This is a genomic window from Enterobacter cloacae complex sp. EB5, from assembly GCF_031432835.1.
In the GTDB taxonomy this organism is placed as follows: Bacteria; Pseudomonadota; Gammaproteobacteria; order Enterobacterales; family Enterobacteriaceae; genus Enterobacter; species Enterobacter hormaechei_C.
On the sequence record NZ_CP133860.1, the window covers coordinates 4200842 to 4217903 of the forward strand.

20 protein-coding genes and 1 pseudogene are annotated in these 17062 nt (G+C 53.4%); 11 read left to right on the forward strand and 10 right to left on the reverse strand.

Going from position 1 to position 17062, the window contains the following annotated elements:
- The first annotated feature begins 58 nt into the window (after positions 1-58).
- The 5 genes and pseudogenes from oppB (at position 59) to RHN82_RS20215 (ending at position 4808) form a co-directional block, all read left to right on the forward strand.
- Positions 59-979, forward strand: a complete 921-nt coding sequence (gene oppB / locus RHN82_RS20195) for an oligopeptide ABC transporter permease OppB (RefSeq protein WP_047051566.1) — start codon at positions 59-61, stop codon at positions 977-979.
- A gap of 12 nt (positions 980-991) precedes the next feature.
- Positions 992-1900, forward strand: coding sequence for an oligopeptide ABC transporter permease OppC (gene oppC, locus RHN82_RS20200; RefSeq protein ID WP_015570372.1), 909 nt, complete (start codon positions 992-994; stop codon positions 1898-1900).
- Between the two features lie 11 nt (positions 1901-1911).
- On the forward strand, positions 1912-2925 hold the full coding sequence (locus RHN82_RS20205; RefSeq protein ID WP_017384234.1) for an ABC transporter ATP-binding protein: 1014 nt from the start codon (positions 1912-1914) through the stop codon (positions 2923-2925).
- The gene (gene oppF, locus RHN82_RS20210) at positions 2922-3926 is read left to right on the forward strand and encodes a murein tripeptide/oligopeptide ABC transporter ATP-binding protein OppF (protein ID WP_003856743.1); all 1005 of its coding nucleotides are present in this window, start codon (positions 2922-2924) and stop codon (positions 3924-3926) included. The genes RHN82_RS20205 and oppF overlap by 4 nt, the downstream gene beginning before the upstream one ends.
- A 14-nt stretch (positions 3927-3940) precedes the next feature.
- Positions 3941-4808 (forward strand): annotated as a pseudogene (locus RHN82_RS20215) (ion transporter).
- A 31-nt stretch (positions 4809-4839) separates the two neighbouring features.
- Here RHN82_RS20215 and RHN82_RS20220 read toward each other — a convergent pair.
- Both RHN82_RS20220 and cls read right to left on the reverse strand, forming a co-directional pair.
- A complete protein-coding gene (locus RHN82_RS20220) occupies positions 4840-5169 on the reverse strand; it encodes an HI1450 family dsDNA-mimic protein (RefSeq protein ID WP_006810881.1) in 330 nt (109 codons plus the stop codon).
- A gap of 33 nt (positions 5170-5202) precedes the next feature.
- Positions 5203-6663, reverse strand: coding sequence for a cardiolipin synthase (gene cls, locus RHN82_RS20225; RefSeq protein ID WP_003856750.1), 1461 nt, complete (start codon positions 6661-6663; stop codon positions 5203-5205).
- A 143-nt stretch (positions 6664-6806) separates the two neighbouring features.
- Between cls and RHN82_RS20230 the strand changes: the two genes are divergently transcribed.
- From RHN82_RS20230 to leuE, 4 genes are all read left to right on the forward strand, one after another.
- A complete protein-coding gene (locus tag RHN82_RS20230) occupies positions 6807-6980 on the forward strand; it encodes a YciY family protein (RefSeq protein ID WP_017384232.1) in 174 nt (57 codons plus the stop codon).
- Between the two features lie 117 nt (positions 6981-7097).
- Positions 7098-7223: a KPN_01571 family protein gene (locus RHN82_RS24585; protein WP_208971014.1), complete on the forward strand. Its 126-nt coding sequence runs from the start codon at positions 7098-7100 to the stop codon at positions 7221-7223.
- 11 nt (positions 7224-7234) lie between these two features.
- Positions 7235-7645, forward strand: a complete 411-nt coding sequence (locus RHN82_RS20235) for an Exc2 family lipoprotein (RefSeq protein WP_032609416.1) — start codon at positions 7235-7237, stop codon at positions 7643-7645.
- A 67-nt stretch (positions 7646-7712) separates the two neighbouring features.
- Positions 7713-8348, forward strand: coding sequence for a leucine efflux protein LeuE (leuE, locus tag RHN82_RS20240; RefSeq protein ID WP_047051562.1), 636 nt, complete (start codon positions 7713-7715; stop codon positions 8346-8348).
- Between the two features lie 33 nt (positions 8349-8381).
- Here leuE and RHN82_RS20245 read toward each other — a convergent pair whose 3' ends face one another.
- Entirely contained in the window at positions 8382-8678 is a 297-nt protein-coding gene (locus tag RHN82_RS20245; RefSeq protein WP_047051560.1) for a YciI family protein, read from the reverse strand.
- Positions 8679-8899: 221 nt separating this feature from the next.
- On the opposite strand from RHN82_RS20245, the gene tonB reads away from it, so the two are divergent.
- Positions 8900-9628, forward strand: coding sequence for a TonB system transport protein TonB (gene tonB, locus RHN82_RS20250; protein WP_047051558.1), 729 nt, complete (start codon positions 8900-8902; stop codon positions 9626-9628).
- Positions 9629-9666: 38 nt separating this feature from the next.
- Here the strand turns inward: tonB and yciA are convergent, their stop codons facing one another.
- The 5 genes from yciA to RHN82_RS20275 all read right to left on the reverse strand — a co-directional run bounded on the left by yciA (position 9667) and on the right by RHN82_RS20275 (position 14254).
- Positions 9667-10062: an acyl-CoA thioester hydrolase YciA gene (gene yciA, locus RHN82_RS20255; protein WP_003856759.1), complete on the reverse strand. Its 396-nt coding sequence runs from the start codon at positions 10060-10062 to the stop codon at positions 9667-9669.
- Positions 10063-10160: 98 nt separating this feature from the next.
- The gene (locus tag RHN82_RS20260) at positions 10161-12347 is read right to left on the reverse strand and encodes a TonB-dependent siderophore receptor (RefSeq protein WP_047051556.1); all 2187 of its coding nucleotides are present in this window, start codon (positions 12345-12347) and stop codon (positions 10161-10163) included.
- 180 nt (positions 12348-12527) lie between these two features.
- Positions 12528-13067 (reverse strand): septation protein A, encoded by a 540-nt coding sequence (locus RHN82_RS20265; RefSeq protein WP_003856762.1) that lies wholly within the window; start codon positions 13065-13067, stop codon positions 12528-12530.
- Positions 13068-13080: 13 nt separating this feature from the next.
- A complete protein-coding gene (locus RHN82_RS20270; protein WP_003856765.1) occupies positions 13081-13824 on the reverse strand; it encodes a YciC family protein in 744 nt (247 codons plus the stop codon).
- Between the two features lie 25 nt (positions 13825-13849).
- Complete coding sequence (locus RHN82_RS20275) at positions 13850-14254, reverse strand: YkgJ family cysteine cluster protein (protein WP_003856766.1); 405 nt, start codon at positions 14252-14254, stop codon at positions 13850-13852.
- Between the two features lie 282 nt (positions 14255-14536).
- Here RHN82_RS20275 and ompW point away from each other — a divergent pair, with 282 nt between their 5' ends.
- A complete protein-coding gene (gene ompW / locus RHN82_RS20280; protein ID WP_047051554.1) occupies positions 14537-15169 on the forward strand; it encodes an outer membrane protein OmpW in 633 nt (210 codons plus the stop codon).
- A 286-nt stretch (positions 15170-15455) separates the two neighbouring features.
- Here ompW and yedF read toward each other — a convergent pair whose 3' ends face one another.
- Together yedF and yedE are read right to left on the reverse strand one after the other, a co-directional pair.
- Positions 15456-15689: a sulfurtransferase-like selenium metabolism protein YedF gene (yedF, locus tag RHN82_RS20285; RefSeq protein ID WP_003856774.1), complete on the reverse strand. Its 234-nt coding sequence runs from the start codon at positions 15687-15689 to the stop codon at positions 15456-15458.
- Complete coding sequence (gene yedE, locus RHN82_RS20290) at positions 15686-16897, reverse strand: selenium metabolism membrane protein YedE/FdhT (protein WP_047051552.1); 1212 nt, start codon at positions 16895-16897, stop codon at positions 15686-15688. The genes yedF and yedE overlap by 4 nt, the downstream gene beginning before the upstream one ends.
- Positions 16898-17062 lie beyond the last annotated feature (165 nt).

Below are 17062 nucleotides of genomic sequence, written 5' to 3' on the forward strand. Positions count from 1 at the left end.
TTGCCCCACTGTGTCTATTTTGTAACATTCATCAGGCACACGCCAGAAGGTACGGGCAATGTTGAAATTTATCCTGCGTCGCTGTCTTGAAGCGATTCCAACGTTATTTATTCTAATTACAATTTCCTTCTTCATGATGCGTCTTGCACCGGGCAGTCCTTTTACCGGTGAACGCACGCTTCCGCCAGAAGTTATGGCCAACATCGAAGCGAAATACCATTTAAATGATCCTATCACCACGCAGTACTTCAACTATCTGAAGCAACTTGCACACGGTGATTTTGGTCCGTCATTTAAATATAAAGACTATTCCGTTAACGACCTGGTGGCGTCCAGCTTCCCGGTATCGGCTAAATTAGGGGCTGCTGCATTTATCCTGGCCGTTGTTCTCGGTGTCACTGCGGGCGTTATCGCCGCGCTAAAACAAAATACCCGATGGGATTACGCCGTAATGGGGGTCGCAATGACCGGGGTGGTTATCCCCAGCTTCGTTGTCGCGCCGTTGCTGGTCATGATATTCGCCATAACCCTGAAATGGCTTCCCGGGGGCGGCTGGAACGGCGGGGCGCTGAAGTTCATGATATTGCCGATGGTGGCATTATCTCTGGCCTACATCGCCAGCATCGCCCGTATTACCCGCGGTTCAATGATTGAAGTCCTGCACTCGAACTTCATCCGTACCGCCCGTGCGAAAGGGCTGCCGATGCGCCGGATTATTTTCTGTCATGCCCTCAAGCCTGCACTGTTACCGGTACTCTCCTATATGGGTCCTGCTTTCGTCGGCATTATCACGGGTTCAATGGTGATTGAAACCATTTATGGCCTGCCGGGTATCGGGCAGCTGTTTGTTAACGGGGCGCTTAACCGTGACTATTCGCTGGTGCTGAGCCTGACGATCCTCGTGGGCGCGCTGACCATTCTGTTTAATGCCGTTGTCGATGTGCTGTATGCCGTTATCGACCCGAAAATCCGTTACTAACTGGAGCACGCCATGATGTTGAGTAAGAAAAACAGCGAGGCGCTGGAAAACTTCAGTGAAAAGCTGGAGGTCGAAGGTCGTAGCCTTTGGCAGGACGCCCGCCGTCGTTTTATGCATAACCGTGCCGCCGTTGCCAGCCTGGTCGTGCTGGTGCTTATCGCGCTGTTTGTAACCCTGGCGCCAATGCTCTCTCAGTTCACCTATTTCGATACGGACTGGGGCATGATGTCCAGCGCGCCGGATATGGAATCCGGACACTATTTCGGTACCGACTCCTCCGGCCGTGATTTGCTGGTGCGTGTGGCGATTGGCGGCCGTATCTCCCTGATGGTTGGCATCGCGGCGGCGCTGGTGGCGGTGATTGTCGGCACGCTTTACGGTTCGCTTTCCGGTTACCTCGGCGGAAAAGTGGACTCCGTGATGATGCGTATGCTTGAAATTCTGAACTCCTTCCCGTTCATGTTCTTCGTCATTCTGTTGGTGACCTTCTTTGGTCAAAATATCCTGCTGATCTTCGTGGCGATCGGGATGGTGTCCTGGCTGGATATGGCGCGTATTGTGCGCGGCCAGACGCTGAGCCTCAAACGTAAGGAGTTTATCGAAGCCGCACAGGTTGGTGGCGTTTCTACCGCCAATATTGTGGTGCGTCATATCGTTCCTAACGTGCTGGGCGTGGTGGTGGTATACGCCTCCCTGCTGGTGCCAAGTATGATCCTGTTTGAATCTTTCCTGAGCTTCCTGGGATTAGGTACGCAAGAGCCGCTGAGTAGCTGGGGCGCTCTGTTAAGTGATGGCGCAAACTCCATGGAAGTGTCACCGTGGCTACTGCTGTATCCGGCGGGCTTCCTGGTCGTCACCCTGTTCTGTTTCAACTTTATCGGCGATGGCCTGCGTGATGCCCTCGACCCGAAAGACCGTTAAGGAGCGCCGTCATGACCATTATTGAAACGGCAACCGCGCCACAGGCGCAACAGCGGACCAGCGCACTGCTGGACGTTAAAGACCTCCGCGTGACGTTTAAAACCCCCGACGGTGATGTTACTGCCGTTAACGATCTCAACTTCGACCTGCGTGCCGGTGAAACGCTGGGCATTGTGGGCGAATCCGGTTCCGGTAAATCCCAGACCGCATTCGCGCTGATGGGCCTGCTGGCGTCAAACGGCGTGATCGGTGGTTCGGCGACGTTTAACGGGAAAGAGATCCTGAATTTGCCGGAACATGAGCTGAACAAGCTGCGCGCCGAGCAGATTTCAATGATTTTCCAGGACCCGATGACGTCCCTGAACCCCTATATGCGGGTGGGTGAACAGCTGATGGAAGTGCTGATGCTCCACAAGGGGCTGGGTAAAGCAGAAGCGTTTGAAGAATCCGTAAAAATGCTGGATGCGGTGAAAATGCCTGAGGCACGCAAGCGCATGCGCATGTATCCGCACGAGTTCTCCGGCGGTATGCGCCAGCGCGTCATGATCGCGATGGCATTGCTTTGCCGACCAAAACTGCTGATCGCTGATGAACCGACCACCGCCCTGGATGTAACCGTCCAGGCGCAGATCATGACGTTGCTGAACGAGCTGAAGCGCGAGTTCAACACCGCCATCATCATGATCACCCACGATTTAGGCGTCGTTGCCGGGATCTGCGACAAAGTGTTAGTTATGTATGCAGGCCGCACAATGGAATACGGTAATGCCCGCGATGTGTTCTACCAGCCAGCCCATCCGTACTCTATCGGGCTGCTGAATGCCGTTCCGCGTCTTGATGCGGAAGGGGAGTCACTGCTGACTATCCCGGGCAACCCGCCAAACCTGCTGCGTCTGCCAAAAGGCTGCCCGTTCCAGCCGCGTTGTCCGCATGCGATGGAAATCTGTAACAGCGCACCGCCGCTGGAAGCGTTTGCCCCAGGCCGTCTGCGCGCCTGCTTTAAGCCGCTGGAGGAGCTGGTATGAACGCGATCGACGAAAAAAGAAATGTGCTGCTTGAAATCGCTGACCTGAAGGTCCATTTCGATATCAAAGACGGTAAACAGTGGTTCTGGCAGCCTGCCAAAACCCTGAAAGCGGTGGATGGCGTCACGTTGCGCCTGTACGAAGGGGAGACCCTGGGCGTGGTGGGCGAATCCGGCTGCGGCAAATCGACGTTTGCGCGGGCGATCATCGGCCTGGTGAAAGCCACCGACGGAAAAGTGGCCTGGCTTGGCAAAGATCTGCTGGGGATGAAGCCGGATGAATGGCGCGACGTGCGCAGCGACATCCAGATGATTTTCCAGGATCCGCTGGCGTCCCTAAACCCGCGTATGACCATTGGCGAAATCATTGCCGAGCCGCTGCGCACCTATCATCCGAAGATGCCGCGCCAGGAAGTTCGCGACCGGGTGAAAGCGATGATGCTGAAGGTGGGTCTGCTGCCTAACCTCATCAACCGCTACCCACATGAGTTTTCCGGCGGTCAGTGCCAGCGTATCGGTATTGCACGCGCGTTGATCCTTGAACCAAAACTGATTATCTGTGATGAGCCGGTTTCGGCGCTGGACGTCTCCATCCAGGCCCAGGTGGTTAACCTGCTACAGAAACTGCAACGGGAAATGGGGCTGTCGCTGATCTTCATCGCCCACGATCTGGCGGTGGTAAAACACATTTCGGACCGTGTGCTGGTCATGTATCTGGGCCACGCCGTGGAGTTGGGTACGTATGATGAGGTGTACCACAATCCGCTGCACCCTTATACCAAAGCGCTGATGTCTGCAGTTCCCGTTCCGGATCCCGATCTGGAAAAAAATAAAACCATTCAGCTTCTGGAAGGTGAACTGCCTTCGCCAATCAACCCGCCTTCAGGCTGCGTATTCCGTACGCGATGTCCAATAGCCGGGCCGGAATGTGCAAAAACACGGCCGGTTCTGGAGGGCAGTTTCCGACATGCGGTTTCCTGCCTGAAAGTAGACCCGTTATAATCGCAAGGGCTGACATGATGTCAGCCCTTATTTTTCGAGGTTAATGTGTCGCGATTATTCACGTCCGCCCGTCAGCGGCTGTATCACCTTTTATTTGATCCTGAAACGGTTTCCGGTCGCCGCTTCGAAGGCCTGTGTGGTTTATTTGCGCTAATTAGCGTCATTATTATCTTTATCGAATCCGGGGCCGGAACGCAGTACCACATGACGTATGAGGAGTGGCACGTTTTCGTCTGGCTGGAATTGATTGTCACGCTGGTGTTTACCGCGGAATATGTGCTGAGGGTCATTAGCTGGCCAAATCCGGCGAAATACGTTTTCAGCTTCTGGGGATTTATTGATTTAGCCACCATCCTGCCGCTGTATGTCATGTGGCTGTGGCCTGAGATCAGCCTGAATTATGTGTTTGCCTGGCGTGCAATGCGGGCGATTCGTGTGTTACGTATTCTCAAACTGCTGCGCTTTATGCCGTCGCTGCGGGTTTTTTGGGTCGCCATTGTCAGCGCCCGCCACCAGCTGATTCTCTTCTATTCGTTTATTGCTATCGTGATGATCGTTTTTGGCTCCCTGATGTATTTAATCGAAGGGCCAAAATACGGGTTTACCACGCTTAATGCGTCTGTTTACTGGGCTATCGTCACTGTGACCACCGTGGGCTATGGCGATATTACCCCGCATACGCCGCTCGGACGTATTGTGGCATCGGTTCTTATCCTGATCGGCTATTCGGTGATAGCGATTCCGACGGGGTTAATTACCACCCATATGAGCAGCGCCTTCCAGAACAGCAAGCAGCAACGCAAATGTCCGAAGTGTCAGCAGGGGAATCATGAACCCGGCGCGCGGTTTTGTCACCGCTGCGGAAATGCCTTACCGGATTAAATAAAAAAGGCTGCGCGGGCAGCCTTTTTTATTATTCGCGCCAGAGAATATGGCACAGTTTGTGGTCTTTCTCGCGGCACAGCAGGACGCGGGCAAAGATGTCGTTAATTTCTCCGCCGTCTTCATCTGCCAGGCCAATCACCACTTCGGCGAAGAAGTCCGGGTTGAGATCAAAATCGACATGTTCGGCCCAGTCTTCAGACGGATCGAACAGCTCAGCACCGCCACGCTCTTCAAATTGCAGGTTGAAAAGAATGACGTCAGCAGGGTCGAGATTATCGACCGCCAGCTCGAGAAAAATATCGTAGGCCTGTTCGAGCGTTTCGTCTTCGGTCAGGCGATTGTTCAGATCCATTTCCATGATGACTACCTGTTAAACATCGTTGGGCACGTTTTACAGCAACGGACTAAAGAAGTAAAACAGTCGTTCGGCAATTCGCTGCCACAGCGGACGTTTCGCCCACAGTCTGGCGTCCAGCAGGCGTGAGCGGGAGATATAATCGTCCTGAACCGCCGCCAGATCGCCACCGAACCCGGCGTCATCAATGACCAGCGTAATTTCAAAATTCAGCCACAGACTGCGCATGTCGAGGTTGACGGTACCCACCAGGCTCAGCTCTCCGTCCACCAGCACGCTCTTGGTGTGTAACAGCCCGCCTTCGAACTGATAAATTTTAACGCCTGCGGCCAGCAGCTCACTAAAGAACGCGCGGCTTGCCCACCCGACCAGCAGGGAATCGTTCTTGCGCGGCATAATAATGCTCACATCCACTCCGCGCTGTGCCGCTGTACAGATGGCATGCAGAAGGTCGTCGCTGGGAACGAAATAGGGCGTGGTCATGATCAGATATTCCCGCGCGGAGTACGCGGCGGTCAGCAGTGCCTGATGGATCAGATCTTCCGGGAAGCCAGGACCGGAGGCGATAGTGTGGATAGTGTGCCCGCTGGCTTCCTCAAACGGCATGATATTGCCATCCGGCGGCGGGGGAAGAATGCGTTTCCCGGTTTCAATTTCCCAGTCGCAGGAGTAGACGATGCCCATTGAGGTCGCAATCGGTCCCTCCATCCGCGCCATCAAATCGATCCATTGCCCCACGCCGGAATCCTGCTTGAAGAAGCGGGGGTCAACCATGTTCATGCTGCCGGTGTAGGCGATATAGTTATCGATCAGAACCATTTTCCGGTGCTGGCGGAGATCCATGCGACGCAGAAAGACGCGGAAAAGATTCACTTTCAGCGCCTCGACCACCTCGATACCGGCGTTGCGCATCATACCTGCCCACGGGCTACGGAAAAAGGCCACGCTGCCGGCGGAGTCCAGCATCAGGCGGCAGTGGATACCGCGACGTGCAGCGGCCATTAGCGATTCGGCGACCTGGTCCGCCATGCCGCCCGGCTGCCAGATATAAAACACCATCTCGATATTATGCCGGGCGAGCTGGATATCACGGATCAGCGCCTGCATCACATCATCAGAAGAGGTCATCAGTTGCAGCTGATTGCCTTTTACCCCAGCAATCCCCTGGCGGCGTTCGCACAGCTTGAACAGAGATGCGGCCACGCTGCTGTTCTCTTCAGCGAAGATATGCTTGCAGGCTTTAAGGTCGGCAAGCCATTTCGCCGTGGAGGGCCACATGGCGCGGGCGCGTTCGGCGCGGCGTTTACCCAGATGAAGTTCACCGAAAGAGAGATAGGCGATGATGCCCACCAGCGGCAGAATGTAGATAATCAGAAGCCAGGCCATGGCGGAAGGTACCGCTCTGCGTTTCATCAGAATGCGCAACGTCACCCCGGCAATTAACAGCCAGTATCCTAAAATGACCAGCCAACTCACCACGGTGTAGAAGGTTGTCATAAATAAAAAATCCTTTTGAAAGCGTATTGTTATGAGTTTACGCATCAGGATTCATCTGGCAAATAAAAACGGCAGATAAAAGCGCTGGTTTGCCGCCTGCTTAGGCATATAATGGCATCTCTGTTAGAGAAAGAGTTGTAGACATGAAGCGCAGTAGAACTGAAGTTGGGCGCTGGCGCATGTTGCGACAGGTGAGTCGTCGTAAGGCTCGTTGGCTGGAAGCACAATCCCGCCGCAATATGCGTATCCACGCCATCAGAAAATGTGGCCTGAACAGACACCGTAACGCGCTGTTGTTCGCGGTCCAGGACATCTGAAAAGCATGAAGGGCACCGTAAAGGTGCCCATTAAACATCCAGGCTATCAATTTTTGCAGTCTCTTCCCATCTGCTTCCGCGATATACTAACTTCCCATAACGTCATGATATTAAAAGATGAATCCTTATCTCTGGATTTTTATTGTACTTTTGGCGCTGGATGCGCTCAGGGAAGATTTAGGACTTTCGTCATTTTCCTCATTGGCAGATTATGTTTTCGCATGGGGAATACATTTTTATTAAAGGAAAAAAGGATGAACGGAAAAGTAATGGCAGCACTCTTTGGGATTGCGATATTAAGCGGTTGTGCCAGTAGCAAAACCTCACCCGAACGGCACGCGTTTTATTTCGTGTCGCATCAGTCCAGCTTTACTGGCGGCAATTACACCTCCAGCGTGCAGAAAAATTATCAGCTGAACGTGGCGCAGTTCCGCGAGCTTTATGCCCGGGGCAAAGCTGACCGCGCGGAAGGGCGGACTCAGGCTGAAGCCAGTGAATACGCGCAAAGCATTCGCGATCAGCTGAAAGAAAATGCGAAGTCGCAGGAATTGTTCGCAGGCAACGCGAAGGATAAATGGTCTTCAGATATGGACAGTAAAGACGCCCTGTTATTTGGTAACGAACTGGCCGCGACTTATCTTGATGGCTATAACGGCGTACAATAGCGCAACTGATTCAGGGGATACCGTAATTACCGGTATCCCCGCTGTTTTTGAGCGAAAGGAGTAAGACGTGTTTGCGGAGTTTGGTGTACTGAATTTCTGGACCTATGTTGTCGGCGCATTTTTTATCGTGCTGGTTCCAGGACCGAACACCTTGTTTGTGCTGAAAACAGGGATTGGCCACGGCGTTAAGAAAGGCTATCTGGCAGCCACCGGTGTGTTTATTGGTGATGCCGTGCTGATGTTTCTGGCCTGGGCAGGCGTCGCCGCGTTGATCCAGACCACTCCGGTATTATTTAATATTGTCCGCTATCTGGGCGCGTTTTATCTGCTGTGGCTGGGCGGAAAAATGCTCTGGTCCGTTATGACCCGTCAAAAAAATGCGCACGAAAGTAGCGCCGTACCGGCAAGCGCAATCCTTAAGCGTTCGCTGGTGCTGAGCCTGACGAACCCGAAAGCGATTCTCTTTTACGTGTCGTTCTTCGTGCAGTTCATTGATGTCAATGCGAAGAATACCGGCACGTCGTTCCTGATCCTCGCCACAACGCTTGAGCTGATCAGCTTCATGTACATGAGCTTCCTGATTTTCTCAGGCGCGTTTGTCACGCGTTACCTCAAAACCAAAAAGAAACTGGCGAAGCTGGGGAACGGGCTGATAGGTCTGCTGTTTGTCGGATTTGCGGCGAGGCTGGCGTCGCTGCACTGAATGAAGAAAAAGCTCCCGAGGGAGCCTTTCGTTTCAGAACACTTTTTTATACGGGCGAACCGTGACTTTCTCGTACACGCCAGCTGCGACGTACGGGTCTGCTTCTGCCCAGGCCTGTGCGGCTTCCAGAGATTCAAACTCGGCAACCACCGTGGAGCCGGTAAAACCCGCCGCGCCCGGATCGTTGCTGTCAACGGCAGGCATCGGGCCTGCGGTCAGCAACCGACCTTCATCCTGTAGCAACTGTAAACGCGCCAGATGAGCAGGGCGAACGGAAAGACGTTTTTCAAGAGAATCAGATACATCTTCAGCGTAAATCACGTAAAGCACGGCAAAGCTCCTTAACCGGTAAAAGTGACAATTACGTTATGTGAAAGCACAAATGACTGCAATGTAAAGATAATAACAATGTTAAAACCCTGATCTGGATGCCCCTTTTTTGCCCTCATGTACGCTTAAATTGCGCCAGGACAAAGTGTCTTATTGAATATGATTGCTATTTGCATTTAAAATCGAGGTTCGGTTTTTTAACGTTGATGATTATGACTTCGATGACCCTTGATTTACCTCGCCGCTTTCCATGGCCGACGCTGCTTTCCGTCGTTATTCACGGTGCTGTCGTGGCGGGTCTGCTCTATACCTCGGTTCATCAGGTTATTGAAATGCCAGCGCCTGCGCAGCCAATTTCTGTGACCATGGTATCGCCTGCGGATCTTGAGCCGCCGCAGGTTGCGCCGCCGCCGCCACAGCCCGTTGCTGAACCCGAGCCGGAGCCAGAGCCAGAGCCGGTTCCTGAACCGCCGAAAGAAGCGCCGGTGGTGATCCATAAGCCGGAGCCGAAACCTAAGCCGAAGCCAAAACCCAAGCCGGTCAAAAAGGTGGAAGAGCGTCCGAAACGCGAAGTGCGTCCGGTTGAGCCACGCGCCACGCAGCCGGTTGAAAATGCCGCCCCGTCACGTCCGCTGATGAATAACACCACGACCGCGACAAAACCGACGGTAACGGCGCCAGCAGGCCCGCGCGCGCTGAGCCGTAACCAGCCGCAGTACCCGGCACGTGCTCAGGCGTTACGTATTGAAGGGCGTGTACGGGTGAAATTCGACGTTACGGCCGATGGACGTGTGGATAACGTGGAAATCCTGTCCGCACAGCCGGCGAATATGTTTGAACGTGAAGTTAAATCGGCCATGCGCAGGTGGCGCTATGAAGCCGGTAAACCCGGCACTGGGTTGATTGTGAACATTGTCTTCCGCCTGAACGGCGGGGCACAGATGGAATAAAAGAAGCCTCCGCAAGGAGGCTTTTTTTTACCTGAGGATCAGCTCCGTGGAAGCTGGCGGGGCTTACCGTCGCTGTCCACCGCCACATAGATGAACAATGCCTCCGTCGCCTTATAGCGCTGACCAATCGGTTCAGAAGAGACTTTTTTCACCCATACTTCAATGTTGATGGAGACAGACGTATTGCCGCGTTTTACGCAGCGTGCATAACAGCACACCACGTCCCCCACCGCGACAGGGCGCAGGAAGGTCATGCCATCGACCCGGACTGTCACCACGCGCCCGTGTGCAATTTCTTTTGCCAGGATTGCACCGCCCATATCCATCTGCGACATCAACCAGCCGCCAAAAATATCGCCATTGGCATTCGTATCCGCAGGCATTGCCAGTGTGCGTAAAACCAGTTCGCCCTGTGGGGCGTCATTTGTTGTCATTGTTTTTAAACTCGTAACTGAAGACTTCAGGCGGGATGCTACTATGATTTCTGGCTGGAGAGAATAGGGTTAGCGCCCGCAGAGCAGGCGCCTTAGGGTCAGAAGGACAGGGTCACGCCAGCGTAATACGCACGGCCTGGTTCGTTATAGGTCGATGCACCGTCATTTTCTCGGTAAATCTGCTTATCAAAGAGGTTGCTGATCCCGGCATTCAGGCGGAGATCTTTTGTCAGTTGATAATTGCTGCCGATCCCAACGATGGAATAGGCGCCAATCTCTTTATCAGACATCGCATTCTGCTCTTTGCGGATTTCAGCATTTTCTCTTGGCTTCTGGCGGCCATACATCGTCCAGCTAAGGTTCGCTGAAAGTTTGCTGCTAACCTGCCAGTCGAGCATCGTGTTGACGGTATATTTTGGAATAATCGACAGAGGGTTGCCGGTGTCCTTACTTTCAGACTGAATCATATACGTCGCATTGGTACGCCAGGTTAGCGTGTCGCGGATAACCGGGACGGTGAGGTTGCCTTCCAGCCCCTCAACGACAGCCTTTCCTCCGTTCTGCCACTGAAGGATATTTGCGCCGCTGCTTGTCTGGCCCAGCACATCCGTTCCTGAAACGATCTTGTTTTTGTAATCGTTGCGGAACCAGGTTATGCCTGCCTCGTAGCCTTCCAGTGCAAAGGCCAGGCCAATCTCTTTGTTCACGCTGATTTCAGGATCCAGATCCGGGTTACCTAACAGGTAACAGCTTCCTTCGGAAACGTTGTTCGGGCAACCATTACCGCGGGTGGAAAGCAGATAGCCTTCGCTGGATTGATACAGGTTTGGCGCTTTAAATACCCGAGCGATACCCGCTTTAACCTTGAACATGTCACCCAAATCCTGAGAGACGTTCAGGCTCGGACTCCAGTTGCTGCCAAACTGATTGTGATAATCAAAGCGGAGCCCCGGGATCAGGTTGGTGCCCTGACGCGCTTCAATATTGTCCTCAAGATAGATGCCGGTGAGGTCAGCGCTGTTTTTGCTGTTGCGCTCAGAAGCCGTGCCGGGAACGCCGTTAATCACTTCTCCCGACACATTTGTCGCCTGCATTGAGGCCGGATCGTTCAGTTCATCACGATTCCATTCTGCACCAACGGTTAGCGTCTGTTCGACCAGCCAGAAGAAAGGAATGTTCAGTTCACCCGTTGAACGGTATGACTCCAGCCGGCTGGTATCGTATTTATCGCTATTGATCATCCCCTCAACTTTGCCCGTAGAGCCTTCTTCCAGGCGGGTGTTGTTGGTCTTTTCATAATAAACACCGAACTTTGACTGACCCCAGTCCCAGATGCCGTTGTGCGTAATGCCATAAGACTGGCGGTACATTCGGTTCGTTTCGTGTCCATACAGGGACGACACCAGACCGTCAGGGCTGACGTTGCTGTTGCTGTATTGAGTATCACCCGCGTAGATATTGCCCTGGCGGCTGTAGCTGTAGTCGAAATCGATAATCTGCTGTGGCGTGAGTTTCCAGGAGAGCAGGGCATTAATGTCCTTGTTGCGCACGCCTTCACGTCCGGCGGCGTAAGAGCCGTTTTGCGCGGTGTTGATGTCCTGAGCATCTGCGTCGGTTTTATTGATATTCCCGTACAGGCGCATCGTTAACGCATCGCCCGCGAGGGGGCCGCTCAGATCAAAATTAGCGCGTTTCGTCGCTCCCTCTTTATCATTTTCAGGCTGGTTAGTGTACAGGGAGAGCGAACCGTGCCAGTCGTTGGTCGGGCGTTTGGTAATGATGTTGACGACGCCGCCGGCCGCCCCCGAACCATAGCGGGCGGCAGCAGGTCCCCGGAGCACTTCAATGCGCTCAACCATCTCTGGCGGAACCCAGTTGGTATCCCCGCGGGTGTCGCGCTCCCCGCGCCAGCTGTAGCGCACCGAGTTACGTGACGTCACCGGCACACCGTCAATCAGAATCAGCGTGTTCTCTGGCCCCATACCGCGGATGTCGATCTGGCGGTTGTTGCCGCGGCTGCCTGTCGCGCTGTTTCCGGTGAGGTTAACCCCGGGCATTTTGCGAATAATTTCTGAAAGATCGTTAACCGGTGGATCCTTTTCAATGTCCTTTGCCGTGATGATGGAAACCCCCGGCTGTTGCTTCAGCGCCTCTTCAGCGGTGGCCTGAACAACCATTGTTTCACCATCGGCGAGAGGATCTTCCGCTGCGTGCGCGCTCTGGTATAACGTTGAAAAAATGGCGAGCGTAAGTGTAGCCGGGGCAAATCTTATTATGTTATTCATCAACTCATTTCCATTTGTTAAAAATGCGATGACGAATATTAATGATAGTCATTCTCATTACAATCAAATGACAGCAATCTCCATAAAATCTTCATGATTCAGACATTTTCGCAGGAAGGATGTAGAGAAAAGAGAAGGCGGGAAAAGAGGCCAGACCGCGCGGCGATCTGGCCAGAAGGATCAGTGCTTGTCATCCTGCGGCATGTGGCGATAAATATAAACGCCGCTGAGCAGGGTGAAGATAAGAGTCAGCGCCGTCAGGCCAAACACCTTGAAGTTGACCCAGATATTCTGCGGCAGCCAGAATGCGATATAGATATTCGCCAGACCACACAGAATAAAAAATAGTGCCCAGGCGATATTCAGACGCCCCCACACAGCCTGCGGCAGGGTCAGTTCTTTCCCCAGCATGCGCTGGATCAGCGGCTTCTTCATCACCCACTGGCTGATGAGCAGCGCGCCCGCAAACAGGCCGTAAATCACCGTGACCTTCCATTTGATAAATTCATCATTGTGGAAGAACAACGTCAGGCCACCAAACACCGCCACCATCAGGAAGGTGATGAGCGCCATCTTTTCAACTTTGCGATAGCGAACCCAGCTGTAAATCAGCACCACAGCCGTTGCCACAATCAGCGCCAGCGTGCCGGCATAAATGTCGTACAGCTTATAAAAAGCGAAAAATACGATCAGCGGTAAAAAATCAAGAAACTGCTTCATTCTGCGATCCCAGTTACTGACGAATTAACATGTACAGGCGGAACAAATAGACCAGCAGCACGGCTGAAATCAAATTGCTCAGCGTATTGGCGACAACCGCTCCGACGTTTGGCGTTAACACCGCAAAATTCGGCGCAAACAGCAGCAGCAGAGTCTTGGCCAGCAACCAGCTGATAACGGCCGGGGCGACAAGTCGCATATTGGCCCACGCGAGCCTGATGCTGCTGCGCATGGCGGTGAAAATGCCCAGTTTGTCCTGCACAACCATTACTGGCGCGAATGAAAGCACGATTGCCAGCAGCACGCCCGGAACGACAACCAACATGATCCCCATCTGGACCAGCAGCGTGGTCAGGAAGATGAGGATAAACAGCTTTGGCAGCACCGGAGCACTGGCCCCGATTGCACGTAACGCGCTGACGCGTTGGCCGGCAGACACCAGCTGGATCATCAGCAACACGCCACCCGCCAGAATGGCGTTGCCAATCAGGCCCGAGAAGGTCGATGCCGCAGATGCGCGCAGCAAGATTTGCTGTTGCTCTGGCGTCATATTCTGCACAAGGTCAAACAACCCTGCGCTGCCTGCAAGATGATCCCCCTGGCTCAGCGTGGCAATCTGTTCATCACTTGGTGAGAACGCATGACCCAGCACCACCGTAATAAAGGCGCACAACAACGCGATCAGTAAAAAGGTAATGAACTGATTGCGGAAAAAATTTCCCGTGTCACGGTAGACAGACTTCGCCGTGATAGACATGCACTCTCCTTGAGTATTGCAGGTGTTAATTAGCCGGCAATTGTACACCGGATAACACGCTGGTGGCAGCATCAAGGCTTGTATGGAAAAGCATATCTTTGTAAAGCGGCGGTAATCCATAGCGGGCGCGGGCGCGATTGCATGCCTCATTGACCTGCCCATCCTCTCCCGACATCGCGAAAGTGCGACACGGGCTGGGGCGATCCGCGTAAATGGAGCAGCGGGTGGATACCCCAGGTTCACCTTCCAGTGCCACACAGCGGCTCTGTTTTTGGTTGGTGCCGCGCATACAGCGCAGAAAAGGGGTCAAGGGTTCCGTGAGATCAACCGGAACGGTGCCGCCGCCATCGCTGGCTTCAGCCCAGTAGAAAGAGACTCGAAAATACGCACAACAGGCTCCGCACGTCATGCACGGGTTATGATCACTCATGGCACACCTGCAAAAGTAGAACGCATCAAATCACATTGTGAGAGCGATAAATTATCCAGCCGCTACAGGAAGCGCAAGAGAGGGAAAACAGAAAATTTTGTAACCATGAAATGCCAAAAATTGACGCGGTAACAACTTATTGCTTTATGAGGCGTCACCAAAAATTAACCTAGATCAATGAATGTTAACTTACTGGTTTTAATGTGATCTGTGTTAGATCACTTATTACTCATTTGTGAGTATATTCTCCTCCGCAATTAAAACCACAACGATGGAGCGGATATGAAAAAATTAGCGGTGGCAGCCCTTATCTTAAGCACTCTCTCTGGCGGCGCGTACGCGCATGAAGCAGGCGAATTCTTTATTCGTGCCGGTTCGGCAACGGTGCGTCCAACGGAAGGTTCCGACAATGTACTGGGTATGGGCGGGTTTAACGTCAGCAATAACACCCAGTTAGGCCTGACGTTTACGTATATGGCAACGGATAACATTGGCGTCGAGCTTTTAGCCGCCACGCCATTCCGTCACCGCGTCGGTTTAGGACCGACCGGGGACATTGCCACGGTGCACCATTTACCACCAACGCTGATGGCGCAGTGGTACTTCGGCGATTCCAGCAGCAAGGTGCGCCCATATATTGGTGCAGGCGTTAACTACACCACCTTCTTTGATGAGAAATTTAACGATACCGGTAAAGAGGCCGGGCTCTCCGATCTCAGCCTGAAAGACTCGTGGGGCATGGCGGGGCAGGTTGGTCTGGATTATATGATTAACCGTGACTGGCTGATCAACGCCTCGGTCTGGTATATGGACATTGATACGGACGTGCGCTTTAAAGCGGGCGGCCAGCAGCAAAGTATCAATACTCGTCTGGATCCGTGGGTATTTATGTTCTCAGCAGGCTATCGTTTCTGACAGAAGATATATCCCCTGTCAGCCAGTGATTGCTGTATGGTGGTTGTTCCACACACCTGGCTGGAGGGGATATCCCCAACATCAAATTTGAGTGTCCGGTTTGTGCAGGTAAACAGTTTCAGTTCACGACGTTCAGCCCAGCACATAGCCTACCTCACGGTGCTATCTGTTCCGTTTGCGGAACACGTCTCACCATTCATTCATGCCTGCCGAAGCTCAGACGACGACGGTGGCCAAAGCCAGTAAACTAGAAAAGGCCTCTGAGAGGCCTTTTTCGATCGTGCAATCACTTCTGAATTAAATAACGAATGGTTGGTCCATCCTGCTGGATATCCAGCACGGTATAGCCGTGATTTTTGGCATCAAGCGGAATGTTATTGATCGACTGGGGGCAATCGCTCACCACTTCCAGAATTTCGCCTTTCTTTAACTGCGGTAGCGCTTCAAGCGTGGCGACGGCCGGGTAAGGACAAGGTTCCCCCACCATATCGAGACGATAGTCAGGCACGATCTCTTTCATGCGGCATTCTCCTGAGTTTCAGTTTTGACGGTGGCACGCCGGAAGAAGCGCTTCTCTTGTGCAACAACCAGCAAGAAGGCGATGAGCAGCAGGGCGTAGGTCACCAGGAGTCCCCCGAGTGGACCAAAGGTTTTCAGCAGGTTGACCTTGTCCCAGTTTGTTGCCAGTACCGGCGAGACGTCATCCCAGTAGCAGGCCAGAAGGGTAGAGCCAATCACGTTACCCAGACCCACCCACCAGTAATGCACCTGACCTTCCACGGCGCGATACATCCAGCCGGTTTCACACCCGCCCGCCAGCACGATGCCAAAACCAAACAGCAGCCCGCCAATCACGGCATTTGGGCCCGCCCACATGATTTTTGGTTCCACGCCGAGCTGAACATAGCTGAAGATGCCAATTGCGCTCACGGCCATACCAGCAATGATCGCCTTCGCCATCATGGTGCGTCCGGTGATCCACATATCGCGAAATGCGGAGGTAAAGCAGATCTGCGCACGTTCAATCAGCAGACCAAAACCGACGCCGAACAGCATGGCCAGGCCGAGTTTTGGCTGATTCATTGCCGTGCAAATCGCCCAGGCAACCATGGCAAAAAAGACCAGCATACCGAGGCGGAAGCGACGACGCGCCTGATCGGGCTTTTGCGTTAACGGAGAGGCAGCGCTAACTTTCGTCATTTTCACCGGAATGCGGAACAGCGGCAGCAGGGTGAATTTAGCACCGAAGTAGGAGCCGATAGCGGTGGCGACGGCAAAGAACCAGGCATGCAGCGAGAACTGCGGAATACCGGTAAAGAACGCGGCAAGGTTACAGCCCATCGCCAGGCGGGCGCCAAACCCGGCAATGATACCGCCGACCACGGCCTGCAAAATGCGGATGCGGCTTTTCGGCATGCGCAACTTAACGTTGTTGGCCCACAGCGCAGCCGCAAAACAGCCGCCGAACATGCCAATGATCATCATCCCGTCGATGCGGGTCAGCGGTGTGCCCTCAAGATGGATCAGTTTGAAGTAGCCCCACTCTTCGGCATGAACGCCAGCCAGCTGTAATAGCTGCCCACCCCAGCGGGTAAACTCGCCCGTAACAGCCCAGAAGGTGCCGGTAATACCGAAATAATAGGTAGAAAGAATGCCTGCCGCGATAACGGCCGGAACAGGTGACCAGAACTTAACCAGATAAGTCTGTTTGAAGGAATGCCATGACATGAATAACCTCTGAACTCAGAAGGGTAACGCTAAAAAGAGCCCAGATCATACGCTTACGCGAAAGTTTGGAAAGTCATTCACACCGAAAATATCGACAGGATCAATTTTGACCTGCTGCTTTCAGGAAGAGAGAAGGGAAAACCGCCTGACGCCGGGGCCAGACGG

Coding starts and splice junctions, on each gene's coding strand:
- oppB (WP_047051566.1), top strand. CDS start 59: ATGTTGAAATTTATCCTGCGTCGCTGTCTTGAAGCGATTCCAACGTTA.
- oppC (WP_015570372.1), top strand. CDS start 992: ATGATGTTGAGTAAGAAAAACAGCGAGGCGCTGGAAAACTTCAGTGAA.
- RHN82_RS20205 (WP_017384234.1), top strand. CDS start 1,912: ATGACCATTATTGAAACGGCAACCGCGCCACAGGCGCAACAGCGGACC.
- oppF (WP_003856743.1), top strand. CDS start 2,922: ATGAACGCGATCGACGAAAAAAGAAATGTGCTGCTTGAAATCGCTGAC.
- RHN82_RS20220 (WP_006810881.1), bottom strand. CDS start 5,169: ATGGAAATGGATCTGAACAATCGCCTGACCGAAGACGAAACGCTCGAA.
- cls (WP_003856750.1), bottom strand. CDS start 6,663: ATGACAACCTTCTACACCGTGGTGAGTTGGCTGGTCATTTTAGGATAC.
- RHN82_RS20230 (WP_017384232.1), top strand. CDS start 6,807: ATGAAGCGCAGTAGAACTGAAGTTGGGCGCTGGCGCATGTTGCGACAG.
- RHN82_RS24585 (WP_208971014.1), top strand. CDS start 7,098: ATGAATCCTTATCTCTGGATTTTTATTGTACTTTTGGCGCTGGATGCG.
- RHN82_RS20235 (WP_032609416.1), top strand. CDS start 7,235: ATGAACGGAAAAGTAATGGCAGCACTCTTTGGGATTGCGATATTAAGC.
- tonB (WP_047051558.1), top strand. CDS start 8,900: ATGACCCTTGATTTACCTCGCCGCTTTCCATGGCCGACGCTGCTTTCC.
- yciA (WP_003856759.1), bottom strand. CDS start 10,062: ATGACAACAAATGACGCCCCACAGGGCGAACTGGTTTTACGCACACTG.
- RHN82_RS20260 (WP_047051556.1), bottom strand. CDS start 12,347: ATGAATAACATAATAAGATTTGCCCCGGCTACACTTACGCTCGCCATT.
- RHN82_RS20265 (WP_003856762.1), bottom strand. CDS start 13,067: ATGAAGCAGTTTCTTGATTTTTTACCGCTGATCGTATTTTTCGCTTTT.
- RHN82_RS20270 (WP_003856765.1), bottom strand. CDS start 13,824: ATGTCTATCACGGCGAAGTCTGTCTACCGTGACACGGGAAATTTTTTC.
- RHN82_RS20275 (WP_003856766.1), bottom strand. CDS start 14,254: ATGAGTGATCATAACCCGTGCATGACGTGCGGAGCCTGTTGTGCGTAT.
- ompW (WP_047051554.1), top strand. CDS start 14,537: ATGAAAAAATTAGCGGTGGCAGCCCTTATCTTAAGCACTCTCTCTGGC.
- yedF (WP_003856774.1), bottom strand. CDS start 15,689: ATGAAAGAGATCGTGCCTGACTATCGTCTCGATATGGTGGGGGAACCT.
- yedE (WP_047051552.1), bottom strand. CDS start 16,897: ATGTCATGGCATTCCTTCAAACAGACTTATCTGGTTAAGTTCTGGTCA.